Origin of the sequence: Sphingomonas mollis (genome assembly GCF_016427505.1) — a bacterium.
Lineage (GTDB): Bacteria > Pseudomonadota > Alphaproteobacteria > Sphingomonadales > Sphingomonadaceae > Sphingomonas > Sphingomonas mollis.
On record NZ_JAELXS010000007.1, the window covers coordinates 104,237 to 130,241 of the forward strand.

Consider the following 26,005-nt stretch of genomic DNA (forward strand, 5'->3'; position numbering starts at 1 on the left):
ACGACGGAGGCGTATCCACCCTCATCCTTCCAGCGCTTCGCGCCTCCCTCCAGCGTTGGGTCGGTCATGCCCCCGGCATGACCTGAACAGTGCGGGGCACTGTTCACCCAACGCTCCAGACGGGAGAGGGAAAAGACGGCGCAGCCGGCGAAGGGTGAGGGTGGTGTGGGACGGCTCAATGCGCGGCGCCCCAGCTTAGGCCGGTGCCGATGTCGACGCCGAGCGGTACGGTCAGCGTCACCGCCGGCGTCGCGGCGTTCTCCATCACCTCGCAGATCACCGTGCTCGCCGCGTCGACGTCGCCCTCCGGCAGTTCGAACACCAGTTCGTCGTGGACCTGCAACAGCATCCGCACATGGCCGAGGCCGGCGGCGTCGAGCGCCGGTTCCATGCGGACCATCGCGCGCTTGATGATGTCGGCGCTAGTGCCCTGGATCGGGGCGTTGATCGCGGCGCGTTCGGCGCCTTGGCGTTCGCCCTGGTTCTTCGACTTGATGCGCGGGAAGTGCGTCTTGCGGCCGAACAGCGTCTCGGTGAAGCCGCGCTCGCGCACGCCCTCCAGCGTGTCGGCCATGTAGCGGTTCACGCCGGGGAAGCGTTCGAAATAGCGGTCGATCATCGCCTGCGCCTCGTCCGGCGTCACGTCGAGCCGACCGGCCAACCCCCAGCGGCTGATGCCGTAGAGGATGGCGAAGTTGATCGTCTTGGCCCGGCCGCGCGTGTCGCGGTTGACCTCGCCGAACAGCTCCTGCGCGGTCAGCGAGTGGATGTCGTCGCCGTTGGCGAACGCCTCGCGCAGCGCCGGCACATCGGCCATGTGCGCGGCGAGGCGCAGTTCGATCTGCGAATAATCGGCGGCGAGGATGACGTTGCCCGGCTCCGCCACGAAGGCGTCGCGGATCTGGCGGCCGACCTCGGTGCGGATCGGAATGTTCTGCAAGTTTGGCTCGGTCGACGACAGGCGGCCGGTCTGCGCGCCCGTCAGGCTGTACGACGTATGCACGCGGCCGGTCTTCGGGTTGATCTGTGCCTGTAGTGCGTCGGTATAGGTGCTTTTCAGCTTCGATAACTGGCGCCATTCCAGCACCTTGCGGACCAGATCGACACCCGGTGCGTCCTTGTCGCGCGCCAGCCGTTCGAGTTCGGTCACGTCGGTCGAATAGACGCCGGACTTGCCCTTGCGACCGCCTTTCAGGCCCATGCGTTCGAACAGCACGTCGCCCAGTTGCTTGGGGCTGCCGATGGTGAAGGGGCCGCCGGCGAGCGCGTGGACTTCGGTTTCCAGCCCCGCGATCTGGCCGGCGAATTCGGCGGACAGGCCGGCAAGCCGCTCGCGATCGACCTTGATGCCGCGCCGCTCCATGCGGGCGATGACGGGGATCAACGGGCGATCGACCATTTCATAGACACGCGTCGCGCCCTCGGCGGGCAGGCGGGCCTTGAACCGCTTCCACAGCCGGTACGTCACGTCCGCGTCCTCGGCGGCATAGCGGGTGGCGGTCTTCAGGTCGATCTCGTGGAAGCCGCGCTGCGTCTTGCCGGTGCCGACCACGTCCTTGAACGCGATGCAACTGTGCGACAGGTGCGTGGCGGCGAGTTCGTCCATGCCGTGGCCGTGCAGGCCGGCGTCGAGGTCGAAGCTCATGACGATGGTGTCGTCGTGCGGCGCCATGTCGATGCCGCGTTCGCCCAGCACGATCATGTCGAATTTCAGATTGTGGCCGATCTTCAGGACCGACGGGTCCTCCATCAGGTCCTTCAGCTTCGCCAGCGCCGCCTTGACGTCGATCTGCACCGGCACCTCGGCGAGCAGGTCGGTGCCGCCATGCCCCAGCGGGATGTAGCAGGCGAGGTTGGGGTGTAGCGCGAGGCTGACGCCGACCAGTTCGGCCTGCGTCGCATCGGTCGAGCTGGTTTCGGTGTCGACCGCGATCCACCCCTGATGCCGGGCGATGGTGATCCAGCGGTCGAGCGCGTCGAGATCCTGCACCGTCTCGTACTCGTCGAGGTTGCAGGGCGGGTCCTCCTCCATCGGGACGGAGGCGGGGGCCGGGACGGGCGCATCGGCGACCTGACCCAGTTTCGTCAGAAGCGAGCGGAAGCCGTGATGTTCGAGGAAGGCGCGAAGCGGCGCATCGGGAATGCCCTTGAGTTCAAGATCCTCCAGCGGTTCGGGCAGGGCGACGTCGCAGCGCAGCGACACGAGTTCGCGGCTGAGGCGGGCCATATCGGCATGTTCGATCAGATTGTCGCGCAGCTTGCCCTTCTTCATCCCCTCGGCGGCGGCGAGGACGGATTCGAGATCGCCATGTTCCAGGATCAGCTTCGCCGCGGTCTTCGGCCCCACGCCGGGGACGCCGGGGACGTTGTCGACGCTGTCGCCCATCAGGGCCAGCACGTCGCCCAACTGGTTGGGGGCGATGCCGAAGAACTTCTCGGCGACATGCTCCGCGCCGAGCCGGCGGTTGTTCATCGTGTCGTAGAGGTCGAGGCCCGGCTCGATCAGCTGCATCAGGTCCTTGTCGCTGGACACGATCGTGACCGACCAGCCCTGCGCCAGTGCGGCCTTGGCATAACAGGCGATGATGTCGTCCGCCTCCAGCCCCTCGGTCTCGATGCAGGGCAGCGAGAAGGCGCGGGTGGCGTCGCGGATCATCGGGAACTGCGGAACGAGGTCTTCGGGCGGCGGCGGGCGGTGCGCCTTGTACTGGTCGTACAGGTCGTTGCGGAACGTCTTCGACGATTTGTCGAGTATGACCGCCATGTGGGTGGGGCCTTCCGCTGCGTGAACCTCGTCGGCCAGCCGCCACAGCATCGTGGTGTAGCCATAGACCGCGCCGACCGGCTCGCCATGCACGTTGGTGAGCGGCGGCAGGCGGTGGTACGCGCGAAAGATATAGCCGGAGCCGTCGACGAGATAGAGATGGGGCATGGTGGCCGGGGTGTAGCGGGTTCGTCGGGGGGGACCAAGCCATAAGCCCCTCCTCTTCAGGGGAGAGGTTGGGGAGGAGGACGCCGAAACGATCCAGCCGCTACGCAGCGTCTCCCACCCCAACCCCTCCCCTGAAGGGGAGGGGCTTATCATGGTTCAGTTCGCGATCGTCGAGGCGAAGGCACTGCCGGGGTGGCTGCCGGCATACCCGGCGACCGTGCTGGCGACGTTCTGGATCAGCATCTGGCGCTCGCGGATCGGGCGGCGGGTGTCGCCGATCATCACCGCCAGCGCATAGCGGCGGCCATCAGGCGCGGTGAGCAGGCCGACATCGTTGAAGCCGGCGTTGCGCCCGCCCAGATCCTGACCGGTGCCGGTCTTGTGCGCGATCTTCCACCCGGCCGGGATCGCCGCGCGCAGACGGGCACGGCCGGTGATCGACGCGCCCATCGTGTCGAGCAGGATGCGCGTCGAGGTTTCCGACAGCAGTTCGCCGCGCGCGACGCGGGAAATGGCATCGGCGATCGCCAGCGGCGCGGCGCCGTCCGGGGGATCGGCGACGTAGCGATCGAGCGCTGCGGCGCGTGCCTCCGGCGACAGGCGCGACCGGGCGATCTCGAACCCGTTGCCGATTGCGAAGGCGGGTTGCCAGACGAGGCCGGCGGTGCCCGCCTGCAACAGGCGCTCGCCAGGGCCGAAGCGGATATCGCCCAGCCGCTTTGCCGCGATCAGCCGGCGCACCGCCTCCGGCCCGCCGACCAGCGTCAGCAGACGGTCGTTGGCAGTATTGTCGCTCTGGGTCAGCGCGCGCGTCAGCAGGCCGCCGACGGTGGTGTCGAACCGGCCCGTCTTGGCGACCAGATAGGCGATCGGCTGGTGGAACAGCGTCAGGTCGGTGGGCAGCACGGTGATCGGCTGGTCCAGCCTGACCTTGCCCTGATCGCGCTGGTCCAGGACGGTGATCGCGACCCACAGTTTGGAGACGGATTGCTGGGGCAGGCGCTGGCGGCCGCCGGCCTCGACCGTCCAGCCTTCGTCGACCGCGCGCACGGCGATGCCGGCGCGGCCGTCGAAATTGCGGGCCAGCGTTTCGATACTGGCCTGCAACGCGCGCGGGATGTTGGCGGTGGGGCGGGCGATCGGCGGCGGTACGGTGATCGACACCGCCGCCCGCGGTTCCTGTGCCTGTGGCGCGGGGCTGCTGGCGCCGGGTCGCGACGACGACCCGCAGGCCGCGAGCAACAACAGGAAAGGAACCGCCAGCTTAGGAAACAACATCAAATCGGGCACCCGTACCGCTTGCCCGACCTTATCCTTCCCGGCGGCCAGCGAAACAGATGGATGCGATCGCTGCGGCGAAATGCCGCAACGCCGCGCCGATCCGAGTCGCAGGTCAGGGAACCAGGATCGTATCGGCTGCTTCGGCCAGCTTTTCCGGATAATCCAGCGTGTAATGCAGGCCCCGGCTTTCCTTGCGGTGCAGCGCCGACCGGACGATCAGGTCGGCGGTCTGGAGCAGGTTGCGCAGTTCGATCAGGTCGGGCGTGACGCGGAAATGGCCGTAATAATCCGCCACCTCGTCGGTCATCAGCTTGATGCGGCTGGCGGCGCGTTGCAGCCGTTTCGTGGTGCGGACGATGCCGACGTAATTCCACATGAACCGGCGGATTTCGGTCCAGTTCTGCTTGATGACCACCTCTTCGTCCGAATCGGTGACGCGGCTTTCGTCCCAGATGCGGATCGGCGGCACGGGGGGCAGCGCATCCCAGTGCGCGGCGATGTGCTCTGCCGCCGCCTCGCCGAAGACGAAGCATTCGAGCAGCGAGTTGGACGCCAGCCGGTTGGCACCGTGCAGGCCGGACTGCGTGCACTCGCCCGCCGCATACAGGCCGGGCAGGTCGGTGCGGCCGTCGCGGTCCACTACGATCCCGCCGCAGGTGTAATGCTGGGCGGGGACGACGGGGATCGGCTCCTTCGTCATGTCGATGCCCAGACCCAGCAGCTTGTCGTGGATGTTGGGGAAATGGTGGCGGATGAAGTCGGGCGATTGGTCGCTGATGTCGAGATGGACGTAATCGAGGCCGTAGCGCTTGATCTCCGCATCGATCGCGCGGGCGACGATATCGCGCGGCGCCAGTTCGGCGCGGGGGTCGAGATCGGGCATGAAGCGGTGGCCGGTGTTCGGGTTCCTCAACTGCCCGCCCTCGCCGCGCACCGCCTCGGTAATCAGGAAGTTCTTGACGTCGAGATTGTAGAGGCAGGTCGGATGGAACTGCATGAATTCCATGTTCGACACGCGCGCGCCGGCCCGCCACGCCATCGCGATCCCATCCCCGGTCGCACCGCGCGGGGCGGTGGAGAACAGATAGGTGCGGCCCGCCCCGCCCGTCGCCAGGATCGTCGCGCGGGCGGTGTACAGCGCGACCTTCCCCGATAGGCGATCGACCGCATAGACGCCCCAGACATTGCCGGCGCCGGAATACCGCTCCTCATGCCGGCTGGTCGCCAGATCGATCGCAACCTGATCGGGGACGAGGGTGATGTTGGGATGCGCCTCGGCGGCGCGTTGCAACGCTTCCTGCACGGCCCAGCCGGTGGCGTCGGCGACATGGACGATGCGGCGGTGCGAATGGCCGCCCTCACGCGTCAGGTGTAGCGCGTCTCCCTCGGTCTCGAACGGCACGCCCAGCTTGCGCAGGCGCTCGATCGCGGCGGGCGCGCGTTCGACGACGAATTCGACGATAGCGCGGTCGTTCAGGCCGGCGCCGGCGACCATCGTGTCCTCGACATGGTTGTCGAACGTGTCGCCCGGTTCCAGCACCGCGGCGATCCCGCCCTGCGCCCAGGCGGTCGACCCCTCGTTCAGCGCGCCCTTGGCCAGCACCGTCACCGTGAACCGGTCGGCGAGGTTGAGCGCGGCGGTAAGGCCGGCGGCGCCGGAGCCGACGATCAGCACGTCGGCGGTCTTCACGGGGGCGGCATTTACGGTGGCGGTCATCGAGGGAAACCGGGGGTCGGGCGGTTCGGAGTTGGGCATGGCGCAAACATGCGCGGCGGTGTGGCATGAACCGCATGATTAGGACAGCGGCGGCGGTGGCGATTATCGCCGGTGTCGGGTTGGCGTCAGGCCGACGTCAGGCCGTGCCGTCCGCCTCGATCGCCAGCGCGCGCAGGCCGTACAGCGTGCACCAGCGGCCATGGCGGGTGGCGAGGTCCGTAACCTCGGCGATCAGGGCATCGGTGGCGCCGGCATGCATTCGCGACAGGCTGTCCCAGATCTTCAGGGCGACCAGCACGGTGAGCGGCCCGGTGTCGTCGAATGCGGGCATGCAGCGCGAATGCTGGTCGATCCAGGCGCCATCGGTGCGCAGGTGCAGGCCGGTCGTGACGGGATTCACGATAGACCGTGGGGGGGCTGCGGGCCCCGGCGTTGCCATCGAAAACACGCTCAAGATCTCTCTTTCCCCGCTGTTGGGTCGTAGATACGACCTGACAGCACAAAGAGATGCGAAATTTATGGCAGGTCAACGGGAAAACCGGAATGGCCGTCGATCGCACGTCATGCACGGCCGATCGCGCCTTGACGGACAATCAGATGAATACGGGGAAATCGGGCCGGGTGGCCAGTTCCTGAATCTTCGTCCACGACAGCCGGCGATTCGTCCGTTCGATGGTCAGGAACAGGCGGGGCTGCTCGTCCTCGGGCCAGGACTGGGCAAGGGAGATCATCTCGGCAAGGTTGCCCCGGCTGACTTCATGCGCCGGCGACCATGTATCGGCCCCCCGCATACTCAGGACCGCGACGCCCCACCAATTGATACTCGTTGCCAACGCACGGTCACTCCGGGCGATTCCAGATGGAACCGACCCATTCTGAATAGAGAGCCGGCCACATCGTGATCCAGCCAATTGCCGGTCCATTGAATCCCGGAACGGAACAGGAATGGAGAAAATCGTCGGCAACACGATGAACGAAATTGGTGAAAGGCCTTGACCCGTCCCGGAATGGACCGATTCGGCCAAATCATCACCGACGACCTGTCCGTGGGCTATCGCGACCGCCGTTTACGGGTCGGGCGAGCGCCGACCGCGATGATCGCGGCGACCACGCCGCATGCCAGCCACAGCCAGCCGATCAGCATGACGGGGCCGATCCGGCGGTACATCACCGCATCGACCTGATGCAGCGAGACAATCTCGGCGGCGAAGAGACCGGCGGCGACGAGTGCGACGATCCGGGCGGGCCGCGCACCCGGTCGCCGCGCGGCGGTGCGCATGGTCCGCCACGCCAGCCAGACGGCAAGGCCGATCAGGATCGCGAGCGCGGCAAGCTGGACCGGGCGGCGATCCATGTAATAGCTGCCGAGACCGAATATCCCGCCCATTGTCCGCAACAGCGTATGCCGGATACCGGCCACGATCTCCCCGCACAGCACCGCATAGAAGATCGCCAGCAACCGCCATGGTCCCCGCTGGCGGCCCGCGGCACGCCAGCAGAAAATGGCGGCGAGGGCGAAACCGGTCAGGCCGGCGGTCTGCGTCCAATTGATCTGCGGCACGCGTCCGCCTAGCCCGTTTGCCGCGCGGTATCGAGGCCCCGCTGTCACCGGATATCGATTTTGCTCTACGCTATCTATGTTCTGTTCGCAGTGATCGCCATGCTGCCGTTCCTGCGGTTGCCGGTGCGAACCGCGGTGCTGATCGTCTTTTTCGGCGGGTGGATACTGCTGCCGGTGGGGCATTACCCTCCGGTCGCCACCGATGGATTGCCGTGGTGGATCGTCGGGACGGCGCTGCCATCGGACATGCTCGTCACCAAGGCGTGGGTGGTCGCGGCGGCGGCCCTGTTATGGGGCGTGGTGTTCGATCGGCGCCGGGTATCGCGCTGGCGCCCGCACTGGATCGACCTGCCGATGGCGGCGTGGTGCCTGTGGCCGCTGGTCGACGGGCTGATCGCGGCGACACCGTCGCCATCGCCGCTGGTGGCATGCCTGTACGTCACCGGTTGCTGGGGGTTGCCGTGGCTGCTGGGGCGAATCTGGATCGCGACGGCCGACGACCGGCTCGCCCTGCTCCGCGCGCAGGTGTGGGCGGGGCTGGCGATGCTGCCGGTGGCGATCATGGAGGCGTCGGTGGGGCCATTCCTGTACGATGCGATCTATGCACCGCACCCGTTCCGCACCGATGGGATGGAGCGGTATGTCGGCTATCGGCCGCTCGGCCTGCTGGAACATGGCAATCAATATGGCATCTGGATCTGCCTCAACGCGCTCGCCGCCCTGTGGCTGGCGTTCGGACAGGCGGAGGATGATCGCGGTCGGCGCGGACTGGTGCCGGCCGCCATCCTGACGGTGATGGCGGTCGCCGCCCAGTCGATCGGTGCCCTGTTGCTGCTGGTGGCGGGGCTGGTGTTCCTGATCCTGCGGTCGCGGGCGTTCCTGAAGCCGCTGCTAGGCGGCGTCATCGGCATCGTCGCGCTGGTCGCCGCCGCGCATCTGAGCGGGATCGTGCCGGTCCAGCGGATCGCGCGCGATACGGCGTTCGGGCAGGAGGTGCTGGGCGCGGTGCGGGGTATCGGGCGGGGATCGTTCACCTGGCGGATATCGCAGGATACGAAGGTGCTGCCGGCGATCCACGCCGCGCCGGTGCAGGGGACGGCGCAGTGGGACTGGTTCCGGCGGTTCGGCACGCGGCCCTGGGGGCTGGCGATGCTGATCGTCGGGCAGTTCGGGCTGATCGGCCTGTTGCTGGCGTTCGGCAGCGTGATCGCGCCGGCGCTGGCGATCCTGTGGCGGCGGGTCGCCTATGCCGCGTGGGCGGCCGATGACGAGACGTTGCCGCTGGCGATGATCGTGCTGCTGGCGATGGCGGATGCGACGCTCAACTCGTTCATCTATATGCCCGCGATCCTGATCGCCGGCGCGATCGCCGTCCGCCCCGTCACGTCGACGCGGGGAAGGGGCCGGCCGCGACGCTCCCAGTCAGGTTGAAGCGCGCGTCAGATTGAGGAACACGTCCTCCAGATCGGCCTCGCGCGTCGAGACATCGACGATGCCGAGGCCGTCGCGCGTCACCGCGGCCAGCACCTCGCCGGCGTTCACGCGGGCCTTGTTATAGGTGATCTCCAGCATCCGGTTGCCCTTCAGCACGACCTTGTCGAAACAGCCTGCATCGGGCGCCACGTCCAGATCGCGGTCGACCGTGACGACCACGACCTTCTCCTGCGCGCGGCCGACCAGTTCGCGGGTCGGTTCGTTGGCGACGACCTTGCCATGGTTGATGATCGCGATCCGGTCGCACAGTTGCTCGGCTTCTTCGAGGTAATGCGTGGTCAACACCACGGTGACGCCCGCCTCGTTGAGCGAGCGGACATATTCCCACAATTGCTGGCGCAGCTGGATGTCGACGCCGGCGGTCGGTTCGTCCAGCACCAGCACGGGCGGGGAATGGACCATCGCCTTGGCCACCATCAGCCGCCGCTTCATGCCGCCCGACAGGGTGCGGGCATAGGCATTGGCCTTGTCCTCCAGATGCACCGCACGCAGCAATTCCATCGACCGCCGCTGCGTCCTAGGCACGCCGTACAGCCCGGCCTGGATTTCCAGCGTCTCGATCGGGGTGAAGAACGGGTCGAACAGGATTTCCTGATTGACGATGCCGATCGACACCTTCGCATTGCGCGGGTGCGCGTCGATGTCGAAGCCCCAGATCGAGGCCGACCCGTCCGTCTTGTTGACGAGGCCTGCCAGGATATTGATGAGCGTCGACTTGCCGGCGCCGTTGGGGCCAAGCAGGCCGAATATCTGCCCGCGCGGCACATCGAACGACACGCCGTCCAGCGCGCGTTTGCCGCCGGCATAGGTCTTGGACAGGTTCTGGATCGAGATCGCCGCTTCGGTCATGACCGCGCGATAGGCCTCGCGACGCGATCCGCCAAGTACGGGATTGGCGGCGGGGGCCGCACTTGCTATCGGATGCGGCCATGCACCCGCCGCTCGAAATCACCCATGTCAGCCAGTCCCGTGTCGCCTGCGACGGCGCCACCGACATTCCGGGCGGCGCCGCACTCGGCCATCCGCGCGTGTGGTTGCAGATCGACGAGCATGGGTATGTCGATTGCGGCTATTGTGACCGGCGCTTCGTGCTGATCGGCGGCCCGGCCGATGGCAAGGATCAGGGCAAGCTGCCCGATATCAGTGAAGGCGCCAGCCTCTAACCCGACACACGAAGACGGGCCGCCGATCGGCCGACGGTCGGACTCGCCCGCGCCGTTCGACGGCATGGCTTCGCCATGACGCGGCCCTGATTTCCCCGCGACTTATACGCGCAACGCCCGTGGACCTTCGGCCGCCCGCACCTATATTGCGAGCCATGGCCTATCTCGATCCGCGCTCGTTCCTCTACCGTGAACTCACGCCGGAGGCGGCGCAGGCGCTGACCGCCGATGCGCTGGGCAAGGCCGATGATGGCGAACTGTTCCTGCAATATCGCAAGTCCGAGGCGTTCGGCTTCGACGACGGCCGGCTGAAGACGGCGAGCTACGACACCAATGCCGGCTTCGGCCTGCGCGCGGTGTCCGGCGAGACGACCGCCTTCGCGCATGCCAGCGAGCTGACCGGGGCGGCGATCAGGCGTGCCGCGCAGACGATGGCGCTGATCGATCCGTCCACCGCCACGAAGGCCGCGCCGCCGCAGGGGACCAACCGGCACCTGTACACCGACGCCGATCCGCTCGACCTGATCCCCTTCGCCGACAAGGTGAATTTGTGCCAGACCGTGGATGCCGCCGCCCGCGCGCGCGATCCGCGCGTGGCGCAGGTATCGGTGTCGCTGTCGGGATCGTGGAGCGTGGTCGAGATCGTGCGACCGGACGGCTTTGTCGCCACCGACGTGCGCCCGCTGGTGCGGCTGAACGTGCAGATCGTGGTCGAACAGAATGGCCGGCGCGAGACGGGGACGTTCGGGATCGGTGGCCGCTACCTCTATGACCGGCTGTTCGAGGAAGCGACGTGGCAGCGCGGGATCGACGAGGCATTGGCGCAGGCGCTGGTGAATCTCGATTCGGTCGCCGCACCGGCGGGCGAGATGACCGTGCTGCTCGGGCCGGGCTGGCCCGGCGTGCTGCTGCACGAGGCGATCGGCCATGGGCTGGAGGGCGATTTCAACCGCAAGGGCACGTCGGCATTTTCGGGTCGATTGGGCGAGAGGGTCGCGGCGCCGGGGATCACGATCGTCGATGACGGCTCGCTCCCCGACCGGCGCGGATCGCTGTCGATCGATGACGAGGGCACGCCGACGCGCGAGACGGTGCTGATCGAGGACGGCATCCTGAAGGGGTACATGCAGGACCGGCTGAACGCGCGGCTGATGGGCATGGCCGCGACGGGCAATGGTCGCCGCGAAAGCTATGCGCATGCGCCGATGCCGCGGATGACCAACACCTTCATGAAGGGCGGCAGGGACGATCCCGCCGAACTGCTATCGCGCGTGAAGAAGGGCATCTTTGCCAAGAGCTTCGGCGGCGGGCAGGTCGATATCGTGTCGGGCAAGTTCGTCTTCAGCTGCACCGAGGCGTACATGATCGAGGACGGCAGGCTGGGCGCGCCGATCAAGGGCGCGACGCTGATCGGGGACGGCCCCACCGTGCTGACCAAGGTGACGGGCATCGGCAACGACTTCGCGCTGGACGAGGGCATCGGCGTTTGCGGCAAGGGCGGGCAGGGCGTGCCGGCCGGTGTGGGTCAGCCGACGTTGCTGGTCGAGGGACTGACGGTGGGCGGCACGGCGGCCGGTTAGAAGCCGCTGACGAGCATATCGAGGGCGGCCTTGATCTCATATTCATGCTCCGCCAGGCTGACGACGATGCCGAGAATGTCGCGCTTGGCGATGCTCCGGGCAAGGGGCGTCAGCATGGTCAGCGACTGGCCGTCTACGGTGAACGTCGGCGTCAGACGGGGTAACATGATCTGATCGGACGGACGCAGCGGTACGACGAAACGCGTGGGCAGGTCGCCGAGAAAATCGGATTGGCAATCGAGTACGAGGACGTTGCCCGTGACGCGCACGACATCGAATTGCGCCATCAGAGAGCGGTCAGATGGGCCAATGGATCGCCGTTCTTCTCGTACCAGTCGGTGAAATGACCGATCGCCTCGCGATTATCCTCCCGCCACTGGCGTTCGCGCGCTTGCTTGATGGCAACGCGAAGGGCCGCCTCGGTGACACGTGACAGATTGACGCCGGCTTCGCGCGCTGCGGCGACGATGCCGGTGTCCAGCGACAAGTTGACAGGACGACGCTTGGCGGGCGTGATATCGTCGTGCTTCATGCGCTGAAATTATGCGTATCATCAATGCGCGTCAATGGAGTGGGATGTCATGAGCCTCGTCGAACTCGGCCGCTTCAATCGCAACGAGGCGCATATCGTGATCGGACGACTGGAATCCGAAGGGATCGACGCGGTCGCGTTCGATGCCGGCAGCAGCATCGCGGATGGCAGCTGGCTGTTGATCCCGGTGCGGGTGATGGTGGACGAGGACGATCTCGCGACGGCGGAGCGTATCATCACTGCCCAATAAACAGGCAATTGCACATCGCTGCCTGTTAATTATTCGTTAGCTTCTGCCCGGCGCCCGCTCGCCCCCACCACCCGCCTCGACGAGCGATATGGCACGTTCGTTGCAACGCGGCATACTGGAACATCATCCAAAAGGGGGCGGGATGAAGCTGGTCATTGCGGTCATCAAGCCGTTCAAGCTCGACGAGGTGAGGGAAGCGCTCACCACCTTGGGCGTGGCGGGCATGACGGTCACCGAGGTCAAGGGTTTCGGGCGCCAGAAGGGCCAGACCGAAATCTATCGCGGGGCCGAATACAGCACCAACATGGTGCCCAAGATCAAGATCGAGGTGGTCTGCGCCGCCGCCCTTTCCGACCGGGTGGTGGAGGCGATCCAGCAGTCCGCGAACACCGGCGCGATCGGTGACGGCAAGATCTTCGTGCTCGACGTCGGACAGGCGGTGCGCATCCGCACCGGCGAAACCGACGATTCGGCGCTGTGAAGGGGGGAATGATGAAATTGTCTCGCATGATGGCGAGTGCGGGTGGCCTCGCCGCTGCCGCGCTCGTCGCCGCGCCCGCATGGGCGCAGGCGGCTGCCGGCCCGATCAAGGCACCGACCGCCGAACAGATGGCCACGATGGTCAACAAGGGCGATACGACCTGGATGCTGATCTCGTCGGCGCTGGTGCTGATGATGTCGGTGCCGGCGCTGGCGCTGTTCTATGGCGGCCTCGTCCGGACCAAGAACATGCTCAGCGTGCTGATGCAGGTGTTCATGATCGTGTCGGTCGCCAGCCTCGTCTGGGTCTGCTGGGGTTACAGCATGGCCTTCACCAGCGGTAACTCGTTTGTCGGCGGCTTTTCGAAGATGTTCCTCGCGGGGGTTTCGGCCTCCACCTATGCGGCGACGTTCTCGAACAACGTCTATATCCCCGAATATGCGTTCGTCTGTTTCCAGATGACCTTCGCGTGCATCACGCCGGCGCTGATCGTCGGTGCGTTCGCGGAGCGGGTGAAGTTCACGCCGCTGCTGATCTTCGTCGTGCTGTGGCTGACCATCGTGTATTTCCCGATGGCGCACATGGTCTGGTACTGGGCCGGCCCGGACTTCCTGTCCGACACGCCGACCGACACCGGCCTGCTGTACGGCTGGGGGGCGCTCGACTTCGCCGGTGGTACGGTGGTGCACATCAATGCCGGCATCGCCGGGCTGGTCGGCTGCTTCATCATCGGCAAGCGTAACGGCTACAAGACCGAGCCGATGCCGCCGCACTCGCTGACCATGACCATGATCGGCGCCAGCCTGTTGTGGGTGGGCTGGTTCGGCTTCAACGCCGGCTCCAACCTGGAGGCCAACGGCGTCGCGGCGGTCGCGTTCATCAACACCTTCGTCGCCACCGCGGCGGCGGCGGTCGCGTGGGCGGTGATCGAGCAGATCGTGCACAAGAAGCCGTCGCTGCTGGGCGGCGTGTCGGGGGCGGTCGCCGGCCTCGTCGCGATCACCCCGGCGTCGGGCTTCGCGGCACCGATGACGTCGATCCTGCTGGGCTTCGTCGCGTCGGGCGTCTGCTTCTTCTTCGTCACGACGATCAAGAACAAGTTCGGCTATGACGACACGCTCGACGTGTTCGGCATCCACTGCGTCGGCGGCATCATCGGCGCGATCGGCACCGGCATCGTCGCCGACCCCGCGCTCGGCGGTCAGGGGTGGTTCGACTACACCGTCTTCCCGTCGGTCGCCGGCACCTATGACATGGGCGCGCAGGTGCTGACCCAGATCAAGGCGGTGCTGGTCACGCTGGTCCTGTCCGGCGGTGTTTCCGCGGTGCTGTTCTACGGGCTCAAGATGACGATGGGTCTCCGCCCGTCGGCCGAGGTCGAGGCCGAAGGTCTCGACATCAACGAGCATGGCGAGCGCGCCTACAATTATTGAGTTCGGGGGCGGGCACAGATCCGCCCCCCACCGACGTTCCTCCTGCGGACGACCTTAAGCCCGGTGCGGAAACGCACCGGGCCTTTTTTATGGATTAGGCGTGGCGATCGATAGCACCGTGCTCCTGCGAAGGCGGGAGCCCAGAACCATAAACGATGTCAGGTGTGGCTCTGGGTTCCTGCCTTCGCAGGAACACGAATACAGGCGTAATGTGCGTTTCTGTGCGTGGATCAGTAAGCCTTGCGACGGCCGATCATCGGGCGCAGGCGGATGCCGATGCAGATCGCGGTCGGCCACCACAGCGTGTTGGCGATATCGCCCAGCGTATCGGGCCAGCGCCACGATCCATAGATCAGCCGGTCCATCACCTCGTTGAACAGCTCCGCGACGACCACCACCGACAGCGGGATGAAACTGCCCAGCGACCGCCGCGTGGCGAGGCGGGCGAGCATCAGCACCGCCAGCCCGGCATGGATATGCAGCACGGTATCGGGCAGGCCGGTGCCGTCGCCGATCCACAGGATGAAACGCTGGTAGAGATGCGGTGCCTGTGCCGCCGCTGCCGTCGTGTTGCCGATCATCGATTCTTCGCTTTCGGTGCCAGGCGGCGGATGTCGAGGGCGTTGACGCCAGCCAGCGCGACCTCGCCCAGCCGCGGATCGCCGGTTTCTATCAGGATGCCCGCGGCGGTGGAACGCACGCTGCGCCATGTCACCTCACGCGCGATCAGGCGGTGGCCACGGCGCTTGATCGCCGCGACCCGCCCGTCATCGGTCACCGCCAGCGCGCCGATCCCGTCGGCGCCGACGACGGCGCCAGCGACCCGTGAGCCGCCCAACATCGCCTCGACCGCGTCGGCCGCGTCTTCCAGGCTGCCGATCGGCTCCACCCGGCGGCGGCGCACCGTCGTCCAGCCGATCCCGATCGCCACCAGGGCGGCCAGTGCCGCCGCGCCGCCGATCGCCAGAGGGTCGGCGTCGGCCAGTGGTGCGATCACTGCGGGCTCGCGAGCGCGTCCAGCGTCGGTCGCATGCCCGACAGGTCGTATCCGGCATTCTCCGCCTGCGCGACGATCAGCGTCGGATCGCGACCGGCGCGCGCGGCGGCCAGCGCCCACAGGTTGCACGACCGCGTACCCGACCGGCAATAGGCCAGCACGGGGCCATCGGCGGCGGCCAGCGCGGCGGTCATCGCCTCGATCTGCGGATGGCTGAACCCCGCTGCCGTCACGGGAATGGCGACATAGGTCAGGCCGGCGGCCTCCGCCTGAATACGGATTTCGTCGCCGGTGGGTTGCCCCGGCTCCTCGCCATCGGGGCGGTTGTTGACGATCGCGACATAACCGGCGGCGGCGATCGCCGCCACGTCGTCGGGCGAAATCTGCGGGGCCACCGCGACGCGGTCGTTGAGGGGACGGATCATGCATTAACCCTAAGCGATGAAAAGGCCCGCGTCAGCCCTTTTAGGCGCCGGTCATGCCTCGTTCCGGATCACTTCGATGAACGCGTCGCCATACGCATCGAGCTTGCGTGCACCGATCCCCGACAGGATCGACAGTTCCGCGCGCGACGCAGGACGCTGCGCCGCCATGTCGCGCAGCACCGAATCGTGGAAGATGACATAGGGTGGGACGCCGGCCGCCTGCGCCAGCTCGCGACGTTTCGCGCGCAATGCCTCGAACAGCGGATTGTCCGCCGGGTTCGCGGCGACGGCGGCGACACGCTTGCCCCGGCGTTCGCGTTTGGGCGGGATGACGACCGACAGCGTCGCCTCGCCCTTCAACAGCGGCCGCGCGCCGGGGCCGAATTCCAGCCCGCCATGCTCGTTGGTCCGCACCGCATCGCGCAACGCCAGCGCGCGGGCGACGGGCTTCACCAGCGCGCTCTCGTCACCCTCGACGATGCCCCAGACGGACAGGTTCTCGTGTCCGCGATCGACGCTGCGGTCGGTCGACTGGCCGAGCAGCACCTGTTCGATATAGGTCGCGCCGAACATCTGGCCGGTGCGGAACACGGCGGAGAGGAACTTGCGCGCGACCTCGGTCGCATCGACGGCGTCGGGGGAGCCCAGGCAATTGTCGCAATTGCCGCAATCATCGACCAGATCCTCGCCGAAATGCTTCAGCAGCACGCGGCGGCGGCACCCGCCGGTTTCGACCAGCGCACCGAGCGCGGCGAGACGCTGGCGCTCGCCGGGCTGGCGTTCGGGTTCGACTTCGCCGATCCGCTGGCGGGCGCGGGCGAAATCCTCGGCGCCCCAGAACAGGTGTGCGACGGAAGGATCGCCGTCGCGGCCGGCGCGGCCGGTTTCCTGATAATAGGCCTCGATCGATTTCGGCAGGCCGGCATGCGCGACGAAGCGGACGTCGGGCTTGTCGATGCCCATGCCGAACGCGACGGTGGCGCAGATCACCATGTCCTCGGATGCCACGAAATCGGACTGGTTCTTCGCGCGGATATGCGGGTCGAGACCGGCATGATAGGCGCGGGTCGGGCGCCCGGTCTTCGCCAGCGCCTCGGCCAGTTTCTCGGTCGCGGCGCGGGTCTGGGCATAGACGATGCCGGGGCCGGGGGTGGCGGCGATCAGGTCGGCGATCTGTTTCGACGTGTTCGCCTTCGGGCTGATCGAATAGCGGATATTGGGCCGGTCGAAGCCCGATACGATCATGCCGTCCGCCGGAATGCCGAGCTGCTTGACGATATCGGCGCGGGTGTGCGCATCGGCGGTGGCGGTCAGCGCCAGGCGGGGGACGTCGGGGAACGCGTCCATCAACGGTTCGAGCAGGCGGTAATCGGGGCGGAAGTCGTGCCCCCATTCGCTGACGCAATGCGCCTCGTCGATCGCGAACAGGCTGAGCTTCGCCTCGCCCAGCAACTCGCGGAAATGCCCGGTCGAGGCGCGTTCGGGGGCGATGTAGAGCAGGTCGAGTTCGCCCGCGCGGAACCGGGCGAGCGTCTCGCCCCGGTTCTGGTCGACGCTGGTCAGCGTGGCGGCGCGGATGCCCACCGCCTCGGCGGCGCGCAACTGGTCGTGCATCAGCGCGATCAGCGGCGACACGACGACGCACGTCCCCTCCATCATCACCGCCGGCAATTGATAACAAAGCGACTTGCCCGCGCCGGTCGGCATCACTGCCAGCGTGCGGCGGTGATTGAGCACGCGGTCCACCACATCGGCCTGCACGCCGCGAAACTGGGGAAAGCCGAAGACGCGTTGCAGGGTCGGGAGGGGATCGGGGACCATCGGGGGCGATCTAGGCCGTGCGGGATGCCGCCACAATGGCACGGGCGGCGATTGCGTCCGCCGTGCCCCGCGCTATCGTCATCGTGGGAGAGCGGACATGGCGATGGCGCGGCGGATGGCGGTGACGGCGTGGCTGGCGTTGGCGGCCGTGGCGACGACCGCCGGGGCGCCCCTGCCCGAGCGGCTGGTGCCGGGGCTGGGCGAGGTCGATGTGCCCGTCAACCGCGTGACCGCACGGATGCGGATCGATCCGGCGGCGTTCAGCATCCCGATCCTGACGGAAGCGACGGCGAAGCGGGCGCGGCTGCGGGCCGGCGATGTGCTGCTCCACGTCGCGGTCGGCCCCGAACTGGTGCGCGGTCACACCACGATGGCGCGGTTCGGCGATACGCCGCGTCGCGCGACGGTGGCCTGGGCGCCGCGACCCTATGTGGCGGGGCTGGACGGGGTGGTCGGCCCCGGCGGGCTGGCCGAGCCGGTGGTGCGCTTCGTGTTCCAGAAGCCCTTGCCGGGCGAGCGGACGGTGACGCTGCCGATGATCGAGCAGGATGGACCGATGGTCGGTTGGGGCGGCCTGTTCGCACGGATCGACGTGGGCGGTAAACCGATGCGGGTGCGGTTCGATCCGCATCATCCGCATACGCTGGCGACCGCCAATGCGGGGCGGCGACTGGCCGAGGCCTATGGCGGCGGCATGGAGGATACGCGCTTCACGACCGAGATCGCATTCGGGATCGAGCGGCCGGTGCGGCGGATGCGGCTCGACCGGCCGATCGCGATCGGACCGCTGTCGATCGCCGGGCTGGGTGTCAGGACCGCCGATGTCGGCAACGCCGCCGCGATCCCCGATGCGGATGCGCCGCCGCCCGACCCGGACGAGATCGTCGTCGTCGCGCGCGACAAGCGATATGATCCGGAGCGGGATCGCCTGTCGCTGGGCGCGGACGTGCTGCGTCGGTGCTCGACGCTGATATTCGACAAGCCGGCGCGCGAAATCCGGCTGACCTGCGCGTAACCGCATCGCGACCCGTGCGTTGTGCCGTCATGACCGATGTCCGCGACAATCCCGCCGAACGCCGTTTCGAACTGACGATCGACGGCACCACCGCCATCGCCGCCTATGATCGCGAGGGCGATACGCTGGTCTTCACCCATACCGAAGTACCCGATGCGCTGGCCGGGCAGGGGGTGGCGACGCGGCTGATCGCCGGCGCGCTGGCACAAGTGAGGGAGCGGGACGAGCGGATCGTGCCGGCGTGCAGCTTCGTCGCGCATTATGTCACCGAGCATCCGGAGACGCGCGACCTGATCGCCTGACGGCCTATTCCGCCGCCAGCGCCTGTTCCCGCTCGCGCGCCTGCCGCGCCCACATTTCGGCATACAGGCCGCCCCGGCGCAGCAATTCCGCATGCGTGCCACGTTCGGCGACCATGCCGGCATCCAGCACCATGATCTGGTCGGCATGGACCACCGTCGACAGGCGGTGCGCGATGACGATCGTCGTGCGCCCGCGTTCCACCGCCTCCAGCGTGGCGAGGATATCCGCCTCGGTCCGGCTGTCGAGCGCGCTGGTCGCCTCGTCCAGAATCAGGATCGGCGGATTCTTCAGCAGGGTACGGGCGATCGCCACGCGCTGCTTCTCGCCACCGGACAGCTTCAGGCCGCGCTCGCCGACGCGGGTCAGATAGCCGTCGGGCTGGCGTTCGATGAAGCCGGCGATGGCGGCACCCTGCGCGGCGCGCACGACCTCGTCGTCGCTCGCGCCTTCGCGGCCATAGGCGATGTTGTATCCAATGGTGTCGTTGAACAGCACGGTATCCTGCGGCACGATGCCGATCGCCCCGCGCAGGGAGGCTTGGGTGACCGTAGCGATATCCTGACCATCGATGGTGATGCGCCCGCCCTCGACATCGTAGAAGCGATACAACAGCCGCGCGAGGGTCGATTTGCCCGCACCCGACGATCCGACGATGGCCAGCGTGGTGCCGGCGGGGACGTCGATGTCCAGCCCGCGCAGGATCGCGCGATCGGGATCATAGCCGAAGCGCACATCCTCAAACCGCACATGCCCGCGCGTGACGTGCAGCGGTACGGCGCCGGGCGCGTCGGCGATGTCGGGTGCGGTATCGATCAGCGCGAACATGCTCGCCATGTCGATCGCGCCCTGCCGGATCGTTCGATAGACCATGCCGAGCAGGTCGAGCGGGCGGAACAGCTGCGCCAGCAACGTCGACACGAACACGACGTCGCCCGCCGAAAAGCTGCCGCGGCTCCAGCCATACGCGACATACGCCATGCCGCCGCCCAGCATCAGGTTGGTGATCGCCGCCTGCCCGACGTTCAGCCATGCCAGCGAGTTTTCGGATTTGGTGGCGGCGCGCGCATAGGCATCGACGGCGTTCTCGTACCGCCGCGCCTCGCGCTCCTCGGCGCCGAAATACTTCACCGTCTCGAAATTCAGCAGCGAATCGACCGCATGCGCGACCGCGCCGGTATCCAGATCGTTCATTCGCGTGCGCAGCGCGTTGCGCCAGTCGGTGACGACGCGCGTGAACCAGATATAGGCGACTACCATCACCACGGTCGCCCCGACCAGCCACAGGCCGAAGCTACGCCAGAAGATGCCCAGCACCAGCCCCAGTTCCAGCACCGTCGGTGCGATGTTGAACAGCAGGAAGTACAGCATCGTATCGATGCTCTTGGTGCCGCGCTCCACCACCTTGGTCACGGCGCCGGTGCGACGTTCCAGATGGAAGCGCAGCGACAGGCCGTGCAGGTGCCGGAACACGTCCGCCGCCAGCCGCCGGGTCGCGTCCTGCCCGACCCGTTCGAACACCGCGTTGCGCAGATTGTCGAACAGCGTCGTCCCGAACCGCGACGCGGCATAGGCGAGCACCAGCAGGATCACGAGCGTCGCCGCATTGCGATCGACGCCGCCGGCCCCCGCCGCCATGCGATCGACCGCGTATTTCAGGGTATAGGCGGCACCGAAGACCTGGATCAGCTTGGAACACAGGACCAGCGCCATCGCCCCCGCGATCCGCGCGCGATGCCCCGGCTCCCCCGCCGGCCACAGATAGGGCAAGAACCGGCGCAGCGTGGGGAGCAGCGGCTGTTCCGCCCCGGTCGTGGGCATGGCGGCGGATTGGGAGAGGGGCGGCATGTGTTCCTTATGTCGTGGCTATGCGGCCCGCGTGCAACACCGGGAGTCATTCGCGGGCGTGGTTTGGTTAACCGGAACCATGCGGCGCAATGACCCGTTTTGCCGGGTGACTGGAGACGCTGATGGAATCGATGTTCTTCGTAATGGCGATCCTGGGTTGCGGTGACGGCAACCAGCAATGCACGCCCGCCCGCGTGATGCCGACGCATTATGTGACGATGGCCGAATGCCGCGCGGCGTTGCCCGACCAGTTGGCGCGCAACACCGACATTCCCTATCCGGTCATCGGTGCGGATTGCCGCAAATCCGGCGTCGAGTTCGCGCAGGTCGATGCGAAGCGGCCGCGCAGCTGATCTTGTCGCTACCCGATCGATTGTCGTCGCGACTGGACCAGCGCCAGATCGCCGAATTCAGTGCCCGTATTGGTAACGTAGGGGTGCGCGCCACGACCGACATGACGACCGGTGGTCTGTTAGGAACCGGCGCGATGGTCGCCGGGGTATTGTTGTCGACGGCATTGCTGGTCGGCTTGGCGATCCGCGAGGCACGGCGGTTGCCGATCGAATAGGCGGGTTTCAGGAAAGCGCCGCCGGTATCGTCACCGTCACGGCCAACCCGCCACCCGGCGCCTCGTCCAGCGACAGGCCACCGCCGTGCAGCGCCACCAGATCGCGGACGATCGCCAGCCCGAAGCCATGGCCGTCCCCACGCTCGTCCAGTCGCACGCCCGGATCGGTGGCGCGCTGACGATCGGCAGCGGCGATGCCCGGGCCGTCATCGATCACCGACAACCGGACCATCCGATCCTCGCGAGCCGCCACGATCCGCACCGCGCTTTTGGCATGGCGGGCGGCATTGTCGATCAGATTGCCGACGATCTCGTCCAGATCATGCGCATCGAGACGTACGGCGAGGTCGGCCGGAATGGCAGCGTCGATGGTCACGTCACGGCCGGCATGCAGGCGCTCGACCACATGGACCAAGGCCGCGACGGCCGGCGCCAGCGGCGTGACGACGCGGGCGCCGGCATGGCCATCACGCGCGCGGCCCAGATGATGGCGGATGGTGGCATCGATCCGCGCCACCTGACGCGCCCGTTCGGGATCGTCCCGCACCGCCAGCGCCAGCGTGGCGACGGGCGTCTTCAACGCATGCGCCAGATTGGCGGCGGCCATCCGCGCCGATGCCAGCGCCGCCTCGTTATCGGCGGCCAGCGCGTTCAGTTCCGCCGCCAGCGGCCGCAACTCGGTCGGCTGGTCCTCGTCGACCCGGTCGGCCCGCCCCGCCCGGATCGCCGCCACCGCACCCTGCAACTGGCGAAGCGGGCGCAGGCCAAGCCGCAACTGCACCCACGCCGCCAGCGTCAGCACGATACCCAGCATCGCCAGCACGATCAGCAACGGCACGATCGCATCGCGAATCGGCCGGGCGATCACCCGGCGCGGGGCGGCAGCGGTGATGGTGACGGGGCCGGCGGCCGTCGCGATGGTATAGCGGCGGGCGTGCAGGCGGACGCCCTGTTCCGTCTGTCCGTCGATCGCCCGCGGTTCCCCATCCGGGCCATCCGGGCCATCCCGCCGATCGTCGCGCGGGCCGTGGAGTCCGGGCGGACCCGGCGGGCCATCCGCCAGCGCGGGCAGGTCGGTCGATCCCATCGCCCCGCGCGGCGTTTCGATACGCCAGCGCCAGCCGCCGCCGGACTGCATGACACCGCGTCGCGCCTCGATCCGGGTGCGGTCGATGCGGCCGTCCCCGTCCACTGCGCTCGCCAGCAGGGCGATCTCCGCATCCAGCCGCTGGTCGATGCCGGCGACGACGAAGCGTTCCAGTACGCCCGCAATGCCCCAGGCGGCGATCAGCAACGCCACCAACGTCGCCAGCAGCGACAGCGCGAACAGCCGCCCCTGCATCGATCGCGGCGCGCGCAGGATCATGCCGCGACGCTCGCGGTCAGCCGATACCCGCGCCCGCGCACGGTTTCGATCATCGTCGCGCCGATCTTGCGCCTGAGCCGACCGACGATCACCTCCAGGCTGTTCGAATCGACATCGGCATCGCCCTCATACACCCGCTCCAGCAGGTCGAGCCGTTCGATCACCGCTTCCTTGCGCAGCATCAGCGCCGACAGCACACGCCATTCGAACGCGGTGAGTTTCAGCGGCATCCCGTCCAGCTCGAATTGGCCGGTCTGCGTCTCGAACGCCAGCGGCCCGCACGTCACCCGCGCGGCGGCGTGGCCGGCGGCGCGGCGGACCAGCGCGCGCAGGCGCATCACCAATTCCTCGACGCGGAACGGCTTCACCATGTAATCGTCGGCGCCCGCCTTGAAGCCCGCGACCTTGTCCGACCATGCCTCGCGCGCGGTCAGGATCAGGACGGGCATGGTGCGCCCGGCGCGGCGCCATTCGCCCAGCACGGTGACGCCGTCCTTGCCCGGCAGGCCCAGGTCCAGGACGGCGGCGTCGAACAATTCCGTCTCGCCCAGATGCGCGCCGTCGATCCCGTCGGTCGCCAGATCGACCGCGAAATGCTCCGCCCGCAACGCGCGCGCGATGGCTGGACCCAGATCGGCATCGTCTTCGACAAGCAATATACGCATGGATGGTTCGCTATCCCGGCAGGCTAAACGGAAACTGAACCGTGCGGTTCAGCGGGCGTGGGCCACGGCACGGTAGAAGCCCTCATCGACCAACGACAGGAGTTGATGATGAACTACAGAACTTTCGGAACGCCCCGCACCCGCCTCGGCATCGGTGCCGCCGTCCTTCTCGCGGTCGGTGCGGCCGGCGGGGCGGGGGCGGTGTCGCTGACCCGGCCGACGATCGAGATGGCACCGACGGTGCCGACCGCGATCGCGAAGCTGCCCGCGACGAACGGCGTGGTGACGGTGAAGGGCCGGGTCGCCGAGATCTATGGCGACCGGCTGATCGTGCAGGACGCCACTGGCCGCACGATGGTGGCCGGGGGGCGCGAGGCGAGCGCCAACCTGACCCGCGGCAGCGCGGTGATGGTGCAGGGCCGCTATGACGACGGCCAGTTGCGCGCATCCTATCTGGTCGATCCGCAGGGCCGGATCACCGAGGTCGGCCCGCGCCATGGCCCGGGTCACGGCCCCGGTCGCGATGGCGGACCCAAGGATGGTCCGGATGGTGGCCCCGATGGTGGTCCCCGCCATGGCCCCGGACACGGTCCCGGCCATGACGGTCCCCCGCCGCCGCCGCCCGCCGATGGCAACGCGCCGCCGCCTCCCCCGGCCGGTGCCGATGCACCGCCGCCGCCACCCGCCGGTGCCGCACCGGTTGCCGGTCGCCCGGTGGCTCGCGGCGCGGTGACGCCACCGCCCGCCCCGGCACCGACGGCGGCACCCGCGCCGCAACGGTAAAGAGGGTATCGACAAGGGGCGGGTCGGCGCGAGCCGGCCTGCCCCTGACCCGTCAAAGACCGCTGGCGGTCGCGATCGTCAGCAACAACCAGTACAACAGGCCCGACAGCGCCATCGCCGCCGGCAGGGTCAGCACCCAGGCCAGCGCCATGTTGCGCACCGTGCGGCGTTGCAGCCCGGCGCCGTTGGCGACCGAGGCACCGGCGACGCCCGACGACAGGATATGCGTCGTCGACACCGGCATCCCGAACCGTTCCGCGAGCAGGATGGTGGAGGCGGCGACCAGTTCGGCCGACGCGCCCATGCCATAGGTCAGGTGCGACTTGCCGATCCGCTCGCCGACGGTGACGACGATCCGCTTCCATCCGACCATCGTACCGAGACCGAGCGCCAGCGCGACCGCCACCTTCACCCAGCCGGGGATGTAGCGCGTGCCCTGTTGCAGCCGTTCGGCATGGGCGTGGACCGCGTCGAGATCGGCGGCGCTCATCCGCGCGCGCGTCGCTTCGTCCTTCTGCACCAGCGCGGCGGCATCGAGGACGAGGTACATGTCGTTGCGCAGGTTCGGCGTCGCGGCGGCCGGCACCTTGCGCAGCGATCCATAGGACGCGATCCGGTCCGACACGTCGTCCGACAGGGTGGCGAGCCCGGCAAAGGTGCGTGCCCCCTCGACATGGCGATCGCGCAGCGCGTCGGTCAGCGCGGCGCGCGCGGCGTCAGGGGTCAGCCGCACGCCATCCGCCTGCCGCGCGAACGCCTGCGTCGCGGCATCGGCGGACCGGACGAAGGCGGGCGTGGCGCTGTCGGGGACGGTACGGTTCAGCGCATAGGCGGTGGGCGCGCAGCCGATCAGGATCAGCATGATGAGGCCCATGCCCTTCTGCCCGTCATTGCCGCCATGCGCGAAGCTGACCGCGGTACAGGTGAAGATCAGCAGCGCGCGGATGCCGCGCGGCGGCGGCTGGTCCGCCCTGGGTGCTTCGTACAGGACCGGATCGGGGGCGATCCGCTTCATGACGAGCAACAGCACGAACGCGCCCGCGAACCCGACCAGCGGGCTCACGAGCAGCGCGGTCAGCACCTTTTGCGCCTGACCCCAGTCGACGCCCGATGTCCCCCCATTGCCCGACAGCAACTGGTTGGCGAACCCGACGCCCAGGATCGATCCGATCAGTGCATGGCTCGACGAATTGGGCAGGCCGACCAGCCATGTCGCCAGATTCCAGCCGACCGCCGCCAGCAGCAAGGCGAAGATCATCGCATAACCGCCCGCGCTGCCGACATGCAGGACCAGATCGACGGGCAGCAGCGTGACGATCGAATAGGCGACCGCGCCCGACGACAGCATCACGCCCAGAAAATTGAAGAAGCCCGACCACACCACCGCCAGCGGCGCCGGCATCGCGTGCGTGTAGATCACCGTCGCGACCGCGTTGGCGGTGTCGTGGAACCCGTTCACGAATTCGAACCCCAGCGCGATCACCAGCGCGAGGCCGAGGAATGCGAACACGCCGAACGCCAGTTGCTCGCCGACCTGCTGCGTGTCGTTCAGGATGCTGATGCCGGCATAGGCGAGGCCGCCGACCAGCGCCGCCACGAACAGCCAGCGGCCGGCGGGGTGATGCCGGTGATCGAGCCGTGGCCCGCTACTTTGCGGAACGGATTCGCTGACGGAGAGCGCGGTAGTGGCCATGCCGGACCTATGGTCGCGGCGTGCGACAGTTCCGTGACAGGCGCCGGCCCTGTATCGGAACGGTACGCCGTCACCCCCGCCGAAGCGACGATGACGGCAG

Annotated in this window: 28 protein-coding genes; 11 read left to right on the top strand and 17 right to left on the bottom strand. The window is 67.8% G+C overall.

Annotated features, from left to right (window positions below; translation table 11 throughout):
• Positions 1–175 precede the first annotated feature (175 nt).
• The 6 genes from polA to JAO74_RS13265 all read right to left on the bottom strand — a co-directional run bounded on the left by polA (position 176) and on the right by JAO74_RS13265 (position 7,491).
• Complete coding sequence (polA, locus tag JAO74_RS13240; protein ID WP_199038822.1) at positions 176–2,932, bottom strand: DNA polymerase I; 2,757 nt, start codon at positions 2,930–2,932, stop codon at positions 176–178.
• A 156-nt stretch (positions 2,933–3,088) separates the two neighbouring features.
• A complete protein-coding gene (locus tag JAO74_RS13245) occupies positions 3,089–4,210 on the bottom strand; it encodes a serine hydrolase (RefSeq protein WP_199039177.1) in 1,122 nt (373 codons plus the stop codon).
• Between the two features lie 115 nt (positions 4,211–4,325).
• The gene (gene nadB / locus JAO74_RS13250) at positions 4,326–5,930 is read right to left on the bottom strand and encodes an L-aspartate oxidase (RefSeq protein ID WP_199038824.1); all 1,605 of its coding nucleotides are present in this window, start codon (positions 5,928–5,930) and stop codon (positions 4,326–4,328) included.
• A gap of 136 nt (positions 5,931–6,066) precedes the next feature.
• Positions 6,067–6,330 carry a hypothetical protein gene (locus JAO74_RS13255; protein WP_199038828.1) on the bottom strand — a complete coding sequence of 88 codons (264 nt, stop codon included), beginning with the start codon at positions 6,328–6,330 and terminating at the stop codon, positions 6,067–6,069.
• A gap of 193 nt (positions 6,331–6,523) precedes the next feature.
• Positions 6,524–6,721 (bottom strand): hypothetical protein, encoded by a 198-nt coding sequence (locus JAO74_RS18780; RefSeq protein ID WP_233150991.1) that lies wholly within the window; start codon positions 6,719–6,721, stop codon positions 6,524–6,526.
• A gap of 260 nt (positions 6,722–6,981) precedes the next feature.
• A complete protein-coding gene (locus JAO74_RS13265) occupies positions 6,982–7,491 on the bottom strand; it encodes a hypothetical protein (protein WP_199038834.1) in 510 nt (169 codons plus the stop codon).
• A 60-nt stretch (positions 7,492–7,551) separates the two neighbouring features.
• Here JAO74_RS13265 and JAO74_RS13270 point away from each other — a divergent pair, with 60 nt between their 5' ends.
• Positions 7,552–8,922: a hypothetical protein gene (locus tag JAO74_RS13270; protein WP_199038837.1), complete on the top strand. Its 1,371-nt coding sequence runs from the start codon at positions 7,552–7,554 to the stop codon at positions 8,920–8,922.
• On the opposite strand, the gene JAO74_RS13275 is transcribed toward JAO74_RS13270, so the two are convergent.
• Positions 8,914–9,834, bottom strand: coding sequence for an ABC transporter ATP-binding protein (locus JAO74_RS13275; RefSeq protein WP_199038840.1), 921 nt, complete (start codon positions 9,832–9,834; stop codon positions 8,914–8,916). The genes JAO74_RS13270 and JAO74_RS13275 overlap by 9 nt on opposite strands.
• Positions 9,835–9,914: 80 nt before the next feature.
• Here JAO74_RS13275 and JAO74_RS13280 point away from each other — a divergent pair, with 80 nt between their 5' ends.
• Positions 9,915–10,148, top strand: a complete 234-nt coding sequence (locus tag JAO74_RS13280; protein ID WP_199038842.1) for a zinc-finger domain-containing protein — start codon at positions 9,915–9,917, stop codon at positions 10,146–10,148.
• A gap of 155 nt (positions 10,149–10,303) precedes the next feature.
• The gene (tldD, locus tag JAO74_RS13285) at positions 10,304–11,728 is read left to right on the top strand and encodes a metalloprotease TldD (protein WP_199038845.1); all 1,425 of its coding nucleotides are present in this window, start codon (positions 10,304–10,306) and stop codon (positions 11,726–11,728) included.
• Here tldD and JAO74_RS13290 read toward each other — a convergent pair.
• On the bottom strand, positions 11,725–12,015 hold the full coding sequence (locus JAO74_RS13290; RefSeq protein ID WP_199038848.1) for a CcdB family protein: 291 nt from the start codon (positions 12,013–12,015) through the stop codon (positions 11,725–11,727). The two genes, tldD and JAO74_RS13290, sit on opposite strands and share 4 nt — an antisense overlap.
• Complete coding sequence (locus tag JAO74_RS13295; protein WP_199038850.1) at positions 12,015–12,260, bottom strand: type II toxin-antitoxin system CcdA family antitoxin; 246 nt, start codon at positions 12,258–12,260, stop codon at positions 12,015–12,017. The genes JAO74_RS13290 and JAO74_RS13295 overlap by 1 nt, the downstream gene beginning before the upstream one ends.
• 49 nt (positions 12,261–12,309) lie before the next feature.
• On the opposite strand from JAO74_RS13295, the gene JAO74_RS13300 reads away from it, so the two are divergent.
• From JAO74_RS13300 to JAO74_RS13310, 3 genes are all read left to right on the top strand, one after another.
• Positions 12,310–12,510 carry a putative signal transducing protein gene (locus JAO74_RS13300; protein ID WP_199038853.1) on the top strand — a complete coding sequence of 67 codons (201 nt, stop codon included), beginning with the start codon at positions 12,310–12,312 and terminating at the stop codon, positions 12,508–12,510.
• 142 nt (positions 12,511–12,652) lie between these two features.
• Positions 12,653–12,991 (top strand): P-II family nitrogen regulator, encoded by a 339-nt coding sequence (locus JAO74_RS13305; protein ID WP_056530143.1) that lies wholly within the window; start codon positions 12,653–12,655, stop codon positions 12,989–12,991.
• An 11-nt stretch (positions 12,992–13,002) separates the two neighbouring features.
• Positions 13,003–14,424 carry an ammonium transporter gene (locus JAO74_RS13310; RefSeq protein WP_199038856.1) on the top strand — a complete coding sequence of 474 codons (1,422 nt, stop codon included), beginning with the start codon at positions 13,003–13,005 and terminating at the stop codon, positions 14,422–14,424.
• 230 nt (positions 14,425–14,654) lie between these two features.
• Here the strand turns inward: JAO74_RS13310 and JAO74_RS13315 are convergent, their stop codons facing one another.
• From JAO74_RS13315 to recQ, 4 genes are read right to left on the bottom strand one after another with little or no spacing between them, the layout of a single operon-like run.
• Positions 14,655–15,005 (bottom strand): hypothetical protein, encoded by a 351-nt coding sequence (locus tag JAO74_RS13315; protein WP_199038859.1) that lies wholly within the window; start codon positions 15,003–15,005, stop codon positions 14,655–14,657.
• Entirely contained in the window at positions 15,002–15,421 is a 420-nt protein-coding gene (locus tag JAO74_RS13320) for a hypothetical protein (protein ID WP_332908811.1), read from the bottom strand. Before JAO74_RS13320 ends, JAO74_RS13315 begins: the two co-directional genes overlap by 4 nt.
• A complete protein-coding gene (locus JAO74_RS13325; RefSeq protein ID WP_199038862.1) occupies positions 15,418–15,846 on the bottom strand; it encodes a TIGR01244 family sulfur transferase in 429 nt (142 codons plus the stop codon). The genes JAO74_RS13320 and JAO74_RS13325 overlap by 4 nt, the downstream gene beginning before the upstream one ends.
• A 51-nt stretch (positions 15,847–15,897) precedes the next feature.
• Complete coding sequence (gene recQ, locus JAO74_RS13330) at positions 15,898–17,667, bottom strand: DNA helicase RecQ (RefSeq protein ID WP_199038865.1); 1,770 nt, start codon at positions 17,665–17,667, stop codon at positions 15,898–15,900.
• A 97-nt stretch (positions 17,668–17,764) separates the two neighbouring features.
• On the opposite strand from recQ, the gene JAO74_RS13335 reads away from it, so the two are divergent.
• Both JAO74_RS13335 and JAO74_RS13340 read left to right on the top strand, forming a co-directional pair.
• On the top strand, positions 17,765–18,682 hold the full coding sequence (locus tag JAO74_RS13335; protein WP_199038868.1) for a hypothetical protein: 918 nt from the start codon (positions 17,765–17,767) through the stop codon (positions 18,680–18,682).
• A 29-nt stretch (positions 18,683–18,711) separates the two neighbouring features.
• Positions 18,712–18,984, top strand: a complete 273-nt coding sequence (locus JAO74_RS13340) for a GNAT family N-acetyltransferase (protein ID WP_199038871.1) — start codon at positions 18,712–18,714, stop codon at positions 18,982–18,984.
• A gap of 4 nt (positions 18,985–18,988) precedes the next feature.
• Here the strand turns inward: JAO74_RS13340 and JAO74_RS13345 are convergent, their stop codons facing one another.
• A complete protein-coding gene (locus tag JAO74_RS13345; RefSeq protein WP_199038874.1) occupies positions 18,989–20,830 on the bottom strand; it encodes an ABCB family ABC transporter ATP-binding protein/permease in 1,842 nt (613 codons plus the stop codon).
• 122 nt (positions 20,831–20,952) lie between these two features.
• On the opposite strand from JAO74_RS13345, the gene JAO74_RS13350 reads away from it, so the two are divergent.
• Complete coding sequence (locus tag JAO74_RS13350; protein WP_199038876.1) at positions 20,953–21,183, top strand: hypothetical protein; 231 nt, start codon at positions 20,953–20,955, stop codon at positions 21,181–21,183.
• A 2-nt stretch (positions 21,184–21,185) separates the two neighbouring features.
• A complete protein-coding gene (locus tag JAO74_RS13355) occupies positions 21,186–21,398 on the top strand; it encodes a hypothetical protein (protein ID WP_199038879.1) in 213 nt (70 codons plus the stop codon).
• Positions 21,399–21,405: 7 nt separating this feature from the next.
• On the opposite strand, the gene JAO74_RS13360 is transcribed toward JAO74_RS13355, so the two are convergent.
• Together JAO74_RS13360 and JAO74_RS13365 are read right to left on the bottom strand one after the other, a co-directional pair.
• The gene (locus JAO74_RS13360; RefSeq protein WP_199038883.1) at positions 21,406–22,764 is read right to left on the bottom strand and encodes a sensor histidine kinase; all 1,359 of its coding nucleotides are present in this window, start codon (positions 22,762–22,764) and stop codon (positions 21,406–21,408) included.
• Complete coding sequence (locus tag JAO74_RS13365) at positions 22,761–23,429, bottom strand: response regulator (RefSeq protein ID WP_199038886.1); 669 nt, start codon at positions 23,427–23,429, stop codon at positions 22,761–22,763. The genes JAO74_RS13360 and JAO74_RS13365 overlap by 4 nt, the downstream gene beginning before the upstream one ends.
• 108 nt (positions 23,430–23,537) lie before the next feature.
• Here JAO74_RS13365 and JAO74_RS13370 point away from each other — a divergent pair, with 108 nt between their 5' ends.
• Positions 23,538–24,212: a hypothetical protein gene (locus JAO74_RS13370; protein ID WP_199038889.1), complete on the top strand. Its 675-nt coding sequence runs from the start codon at positions 23,538–23,540 to the stop codon at positions 24,210–24,212.
• A gap of 52 nt (positions 24,213–24,264) precedes the next feature.
• On the opposite strand, the gene JAO74_RS13375 is transcribed toward JAO74_RS13370, so the two are convergent.
• A complete protein-coding gene (locus tag JAO74_RS13375; protein WP_199038892.1) occupies positions 24,265–25,905 on the bottom strand; it encodes an inorganic phosphate transporter in 1,641 nt (546 codons plus the stop codon).
• Positions 25,906–26,005: the final 100 nt, after the last annotated feature.

What these genes read in the sequence shown, in the direction of transcription:
- JAO74_RS13360 (WP_199038883.1), bottom strand. Translation starts at nt 22,764, where the DNA reads ATGATCCTGCGCGCGCCGCGATCGATGCAGGGGCGGCTGTTCGCGCTG.
- JAO74_RS13340 (WP_199038871.1), top strand. Translation starts at nt 18,712, where the DNA reads ATGACCGATGTCCGCGACAATCCCGCCGAACGCCGTTTCGAACTGACG.
- polA (WP_199038822.1), bottom strand. Translation starts at nt 2,932, where the DNA reads ATGCCCCATCTCTATCTCGTCGACGGCTCCGGCTATATCTTTCGCGCG.
- JAO74_RS13350 (WP_199038876.1), top strand. Translation starts at nt 20,953, where the DNA reads ATGGAATCGATGTTCTTCGTAATGGCGATCCTGGGTTGCGGTGACGGC.
- JAO74_RS13295 (WP_199038850.1), bottom strand. Translation starts at nt 12,260, where the DNA reads ATGAAGCACGACGATATCACGCCCGCCAAGCGTCGTCCTGTCAACTTG.
- JAO74_RS13245 (WP_199039177.1), bottom strand. Translation starts at nt 4,210, where the DNA reads ATGTTGTTTCCTAAGCTGGCGGTTCCTTTCCTGTTGTTGCTCGCGGCC.
- JAO74_RS13335 (WP_199038868.1), top strand. Translation starts at nt 17,765, where the DNA reads ATGGCGATGGCGCGGCGGATGGCGGTGACGGCGTGGCTGGCGTTGGCG.
- JAO74_RS13370 (WP_199038889.1), top strand. Translation starts at nt 23,538, where the DNA reads ATGAACTACAGAACTTTCGGAACGCCCCGCACCCGCCTCGGCATCGGT.
- JAO74_RS13300 (WP_199038853.1), top strand. Translation starts at nt 12,310, where the DNA reads ATGAGCCTCGTCGAACTCGGCCGCTTCAATCGCAACGAGGCGCATATC.
- JAO74_RS13365 (WP_199038886.1), bottom strand. Translation starts at nt 23,429, where the DNA reads ATGCGTATATTGCTTGTCGAAGACGATGCCGATCTGGGTCCAGCCATC.
- JAO74_RS18780 (WP_233150991.1), bottom strand. Translation starts at nt 6,721, where the DNA reads ATGCGGGGGGCCGATACATGGTCGCCGGCGCATGAAGTCAGCCGGGGC.
- JAO74_RS13310 (WP_199038856.1), top strand. Translation starts at nt 13,003, where the DNA reads ATGAAATTGTCTCGCATGATGGCGAGTGCGGGTGGCCTCGCCGCTGCC.
- JAO74_RS13275 (WP_199038840.1), bottom strand. Translation starts at nt 9,834, where the DNA reads ATGACCGAAGCGGCGATCTCGATCCAGAACCTGTCCAAGACCTATGCC.
- JAO74_RS13375 (WP_199038892.1), bottom strand. Translation starts at nt 25,905, where the DNA reads ATGGCCACTACCGCGCTCTCCGTCAGCGAATCCGTTCCGCAAAGTAGC.
- JAO74_RS13290 (WP_199038848.1), bottom strand. Translation starts at nt 12,015, where the DNA reads ATGGCGCAATTCGATGTCGTGCGCGTCACGGGCAACGTCCTCGTACTC.
- JAO74_RS13315 (WP_199038859.1), bottom strand. Translation starts at nt 15,005, where the DNA reads ATGATCGGCAACACGACGGCAGCGGCGGCACAGGCACCGCATCTCTAC.
- recQ (WP_199038865.1), bottom strand. Translation starts at nt 17,667, where the DNA reads ATGGTCCCCGATCCCCTCCCGACCCTGCAACGCGTCTTCGGCTTTCCC.
- nadB (WP_199038824.1), bottom strand. Translation starts at nt 5,930, where the DNA reads ATGACCGCCACCGTAAATGCCGCCCCCGTGAAGACCGCCGACGTGCTG.
- tldD (WP_199038845.1), top strand. Translation starts at nt 10,304, where the DNA reads ATGGCCTATCTCGATCCGCGCTCGTTCCTCTACCGTGAACTCACGCCG.
- JAO74_RS13325 (WP_199038862.1), bottom strand. Translation starts at nt 15,846, where the DNA reads ATGATCCGTCCCCTCAACGACCGCGTCGCGGTGGCCCCGCAGATTTCG.
- JAO74_RS13280 (WP_199038842.1), top strand. Translation starts at nt 9,915, where the DNA reads ATGCACCCGCCGCTCGAAATCACCCATGTCAGCCAGTCCCGTGTCGCC.
- JAO74_RS13305 (WP_056530143.1), top strand. Translation starts at nt 12,653, where the DNA reads ATGAAGCTGGTCATTGCGGTCATCAAGCCGTTCAAGCTCGACGAGGTG.
- JAO74_RS13345 (WP_199038874.1), bottom strand. Translation starts at nt 20,830, where the DNA reads ATGCCGCCCCTCTCCCAATCCGCCGCCATGCCCACGACCGGGGCGGAA.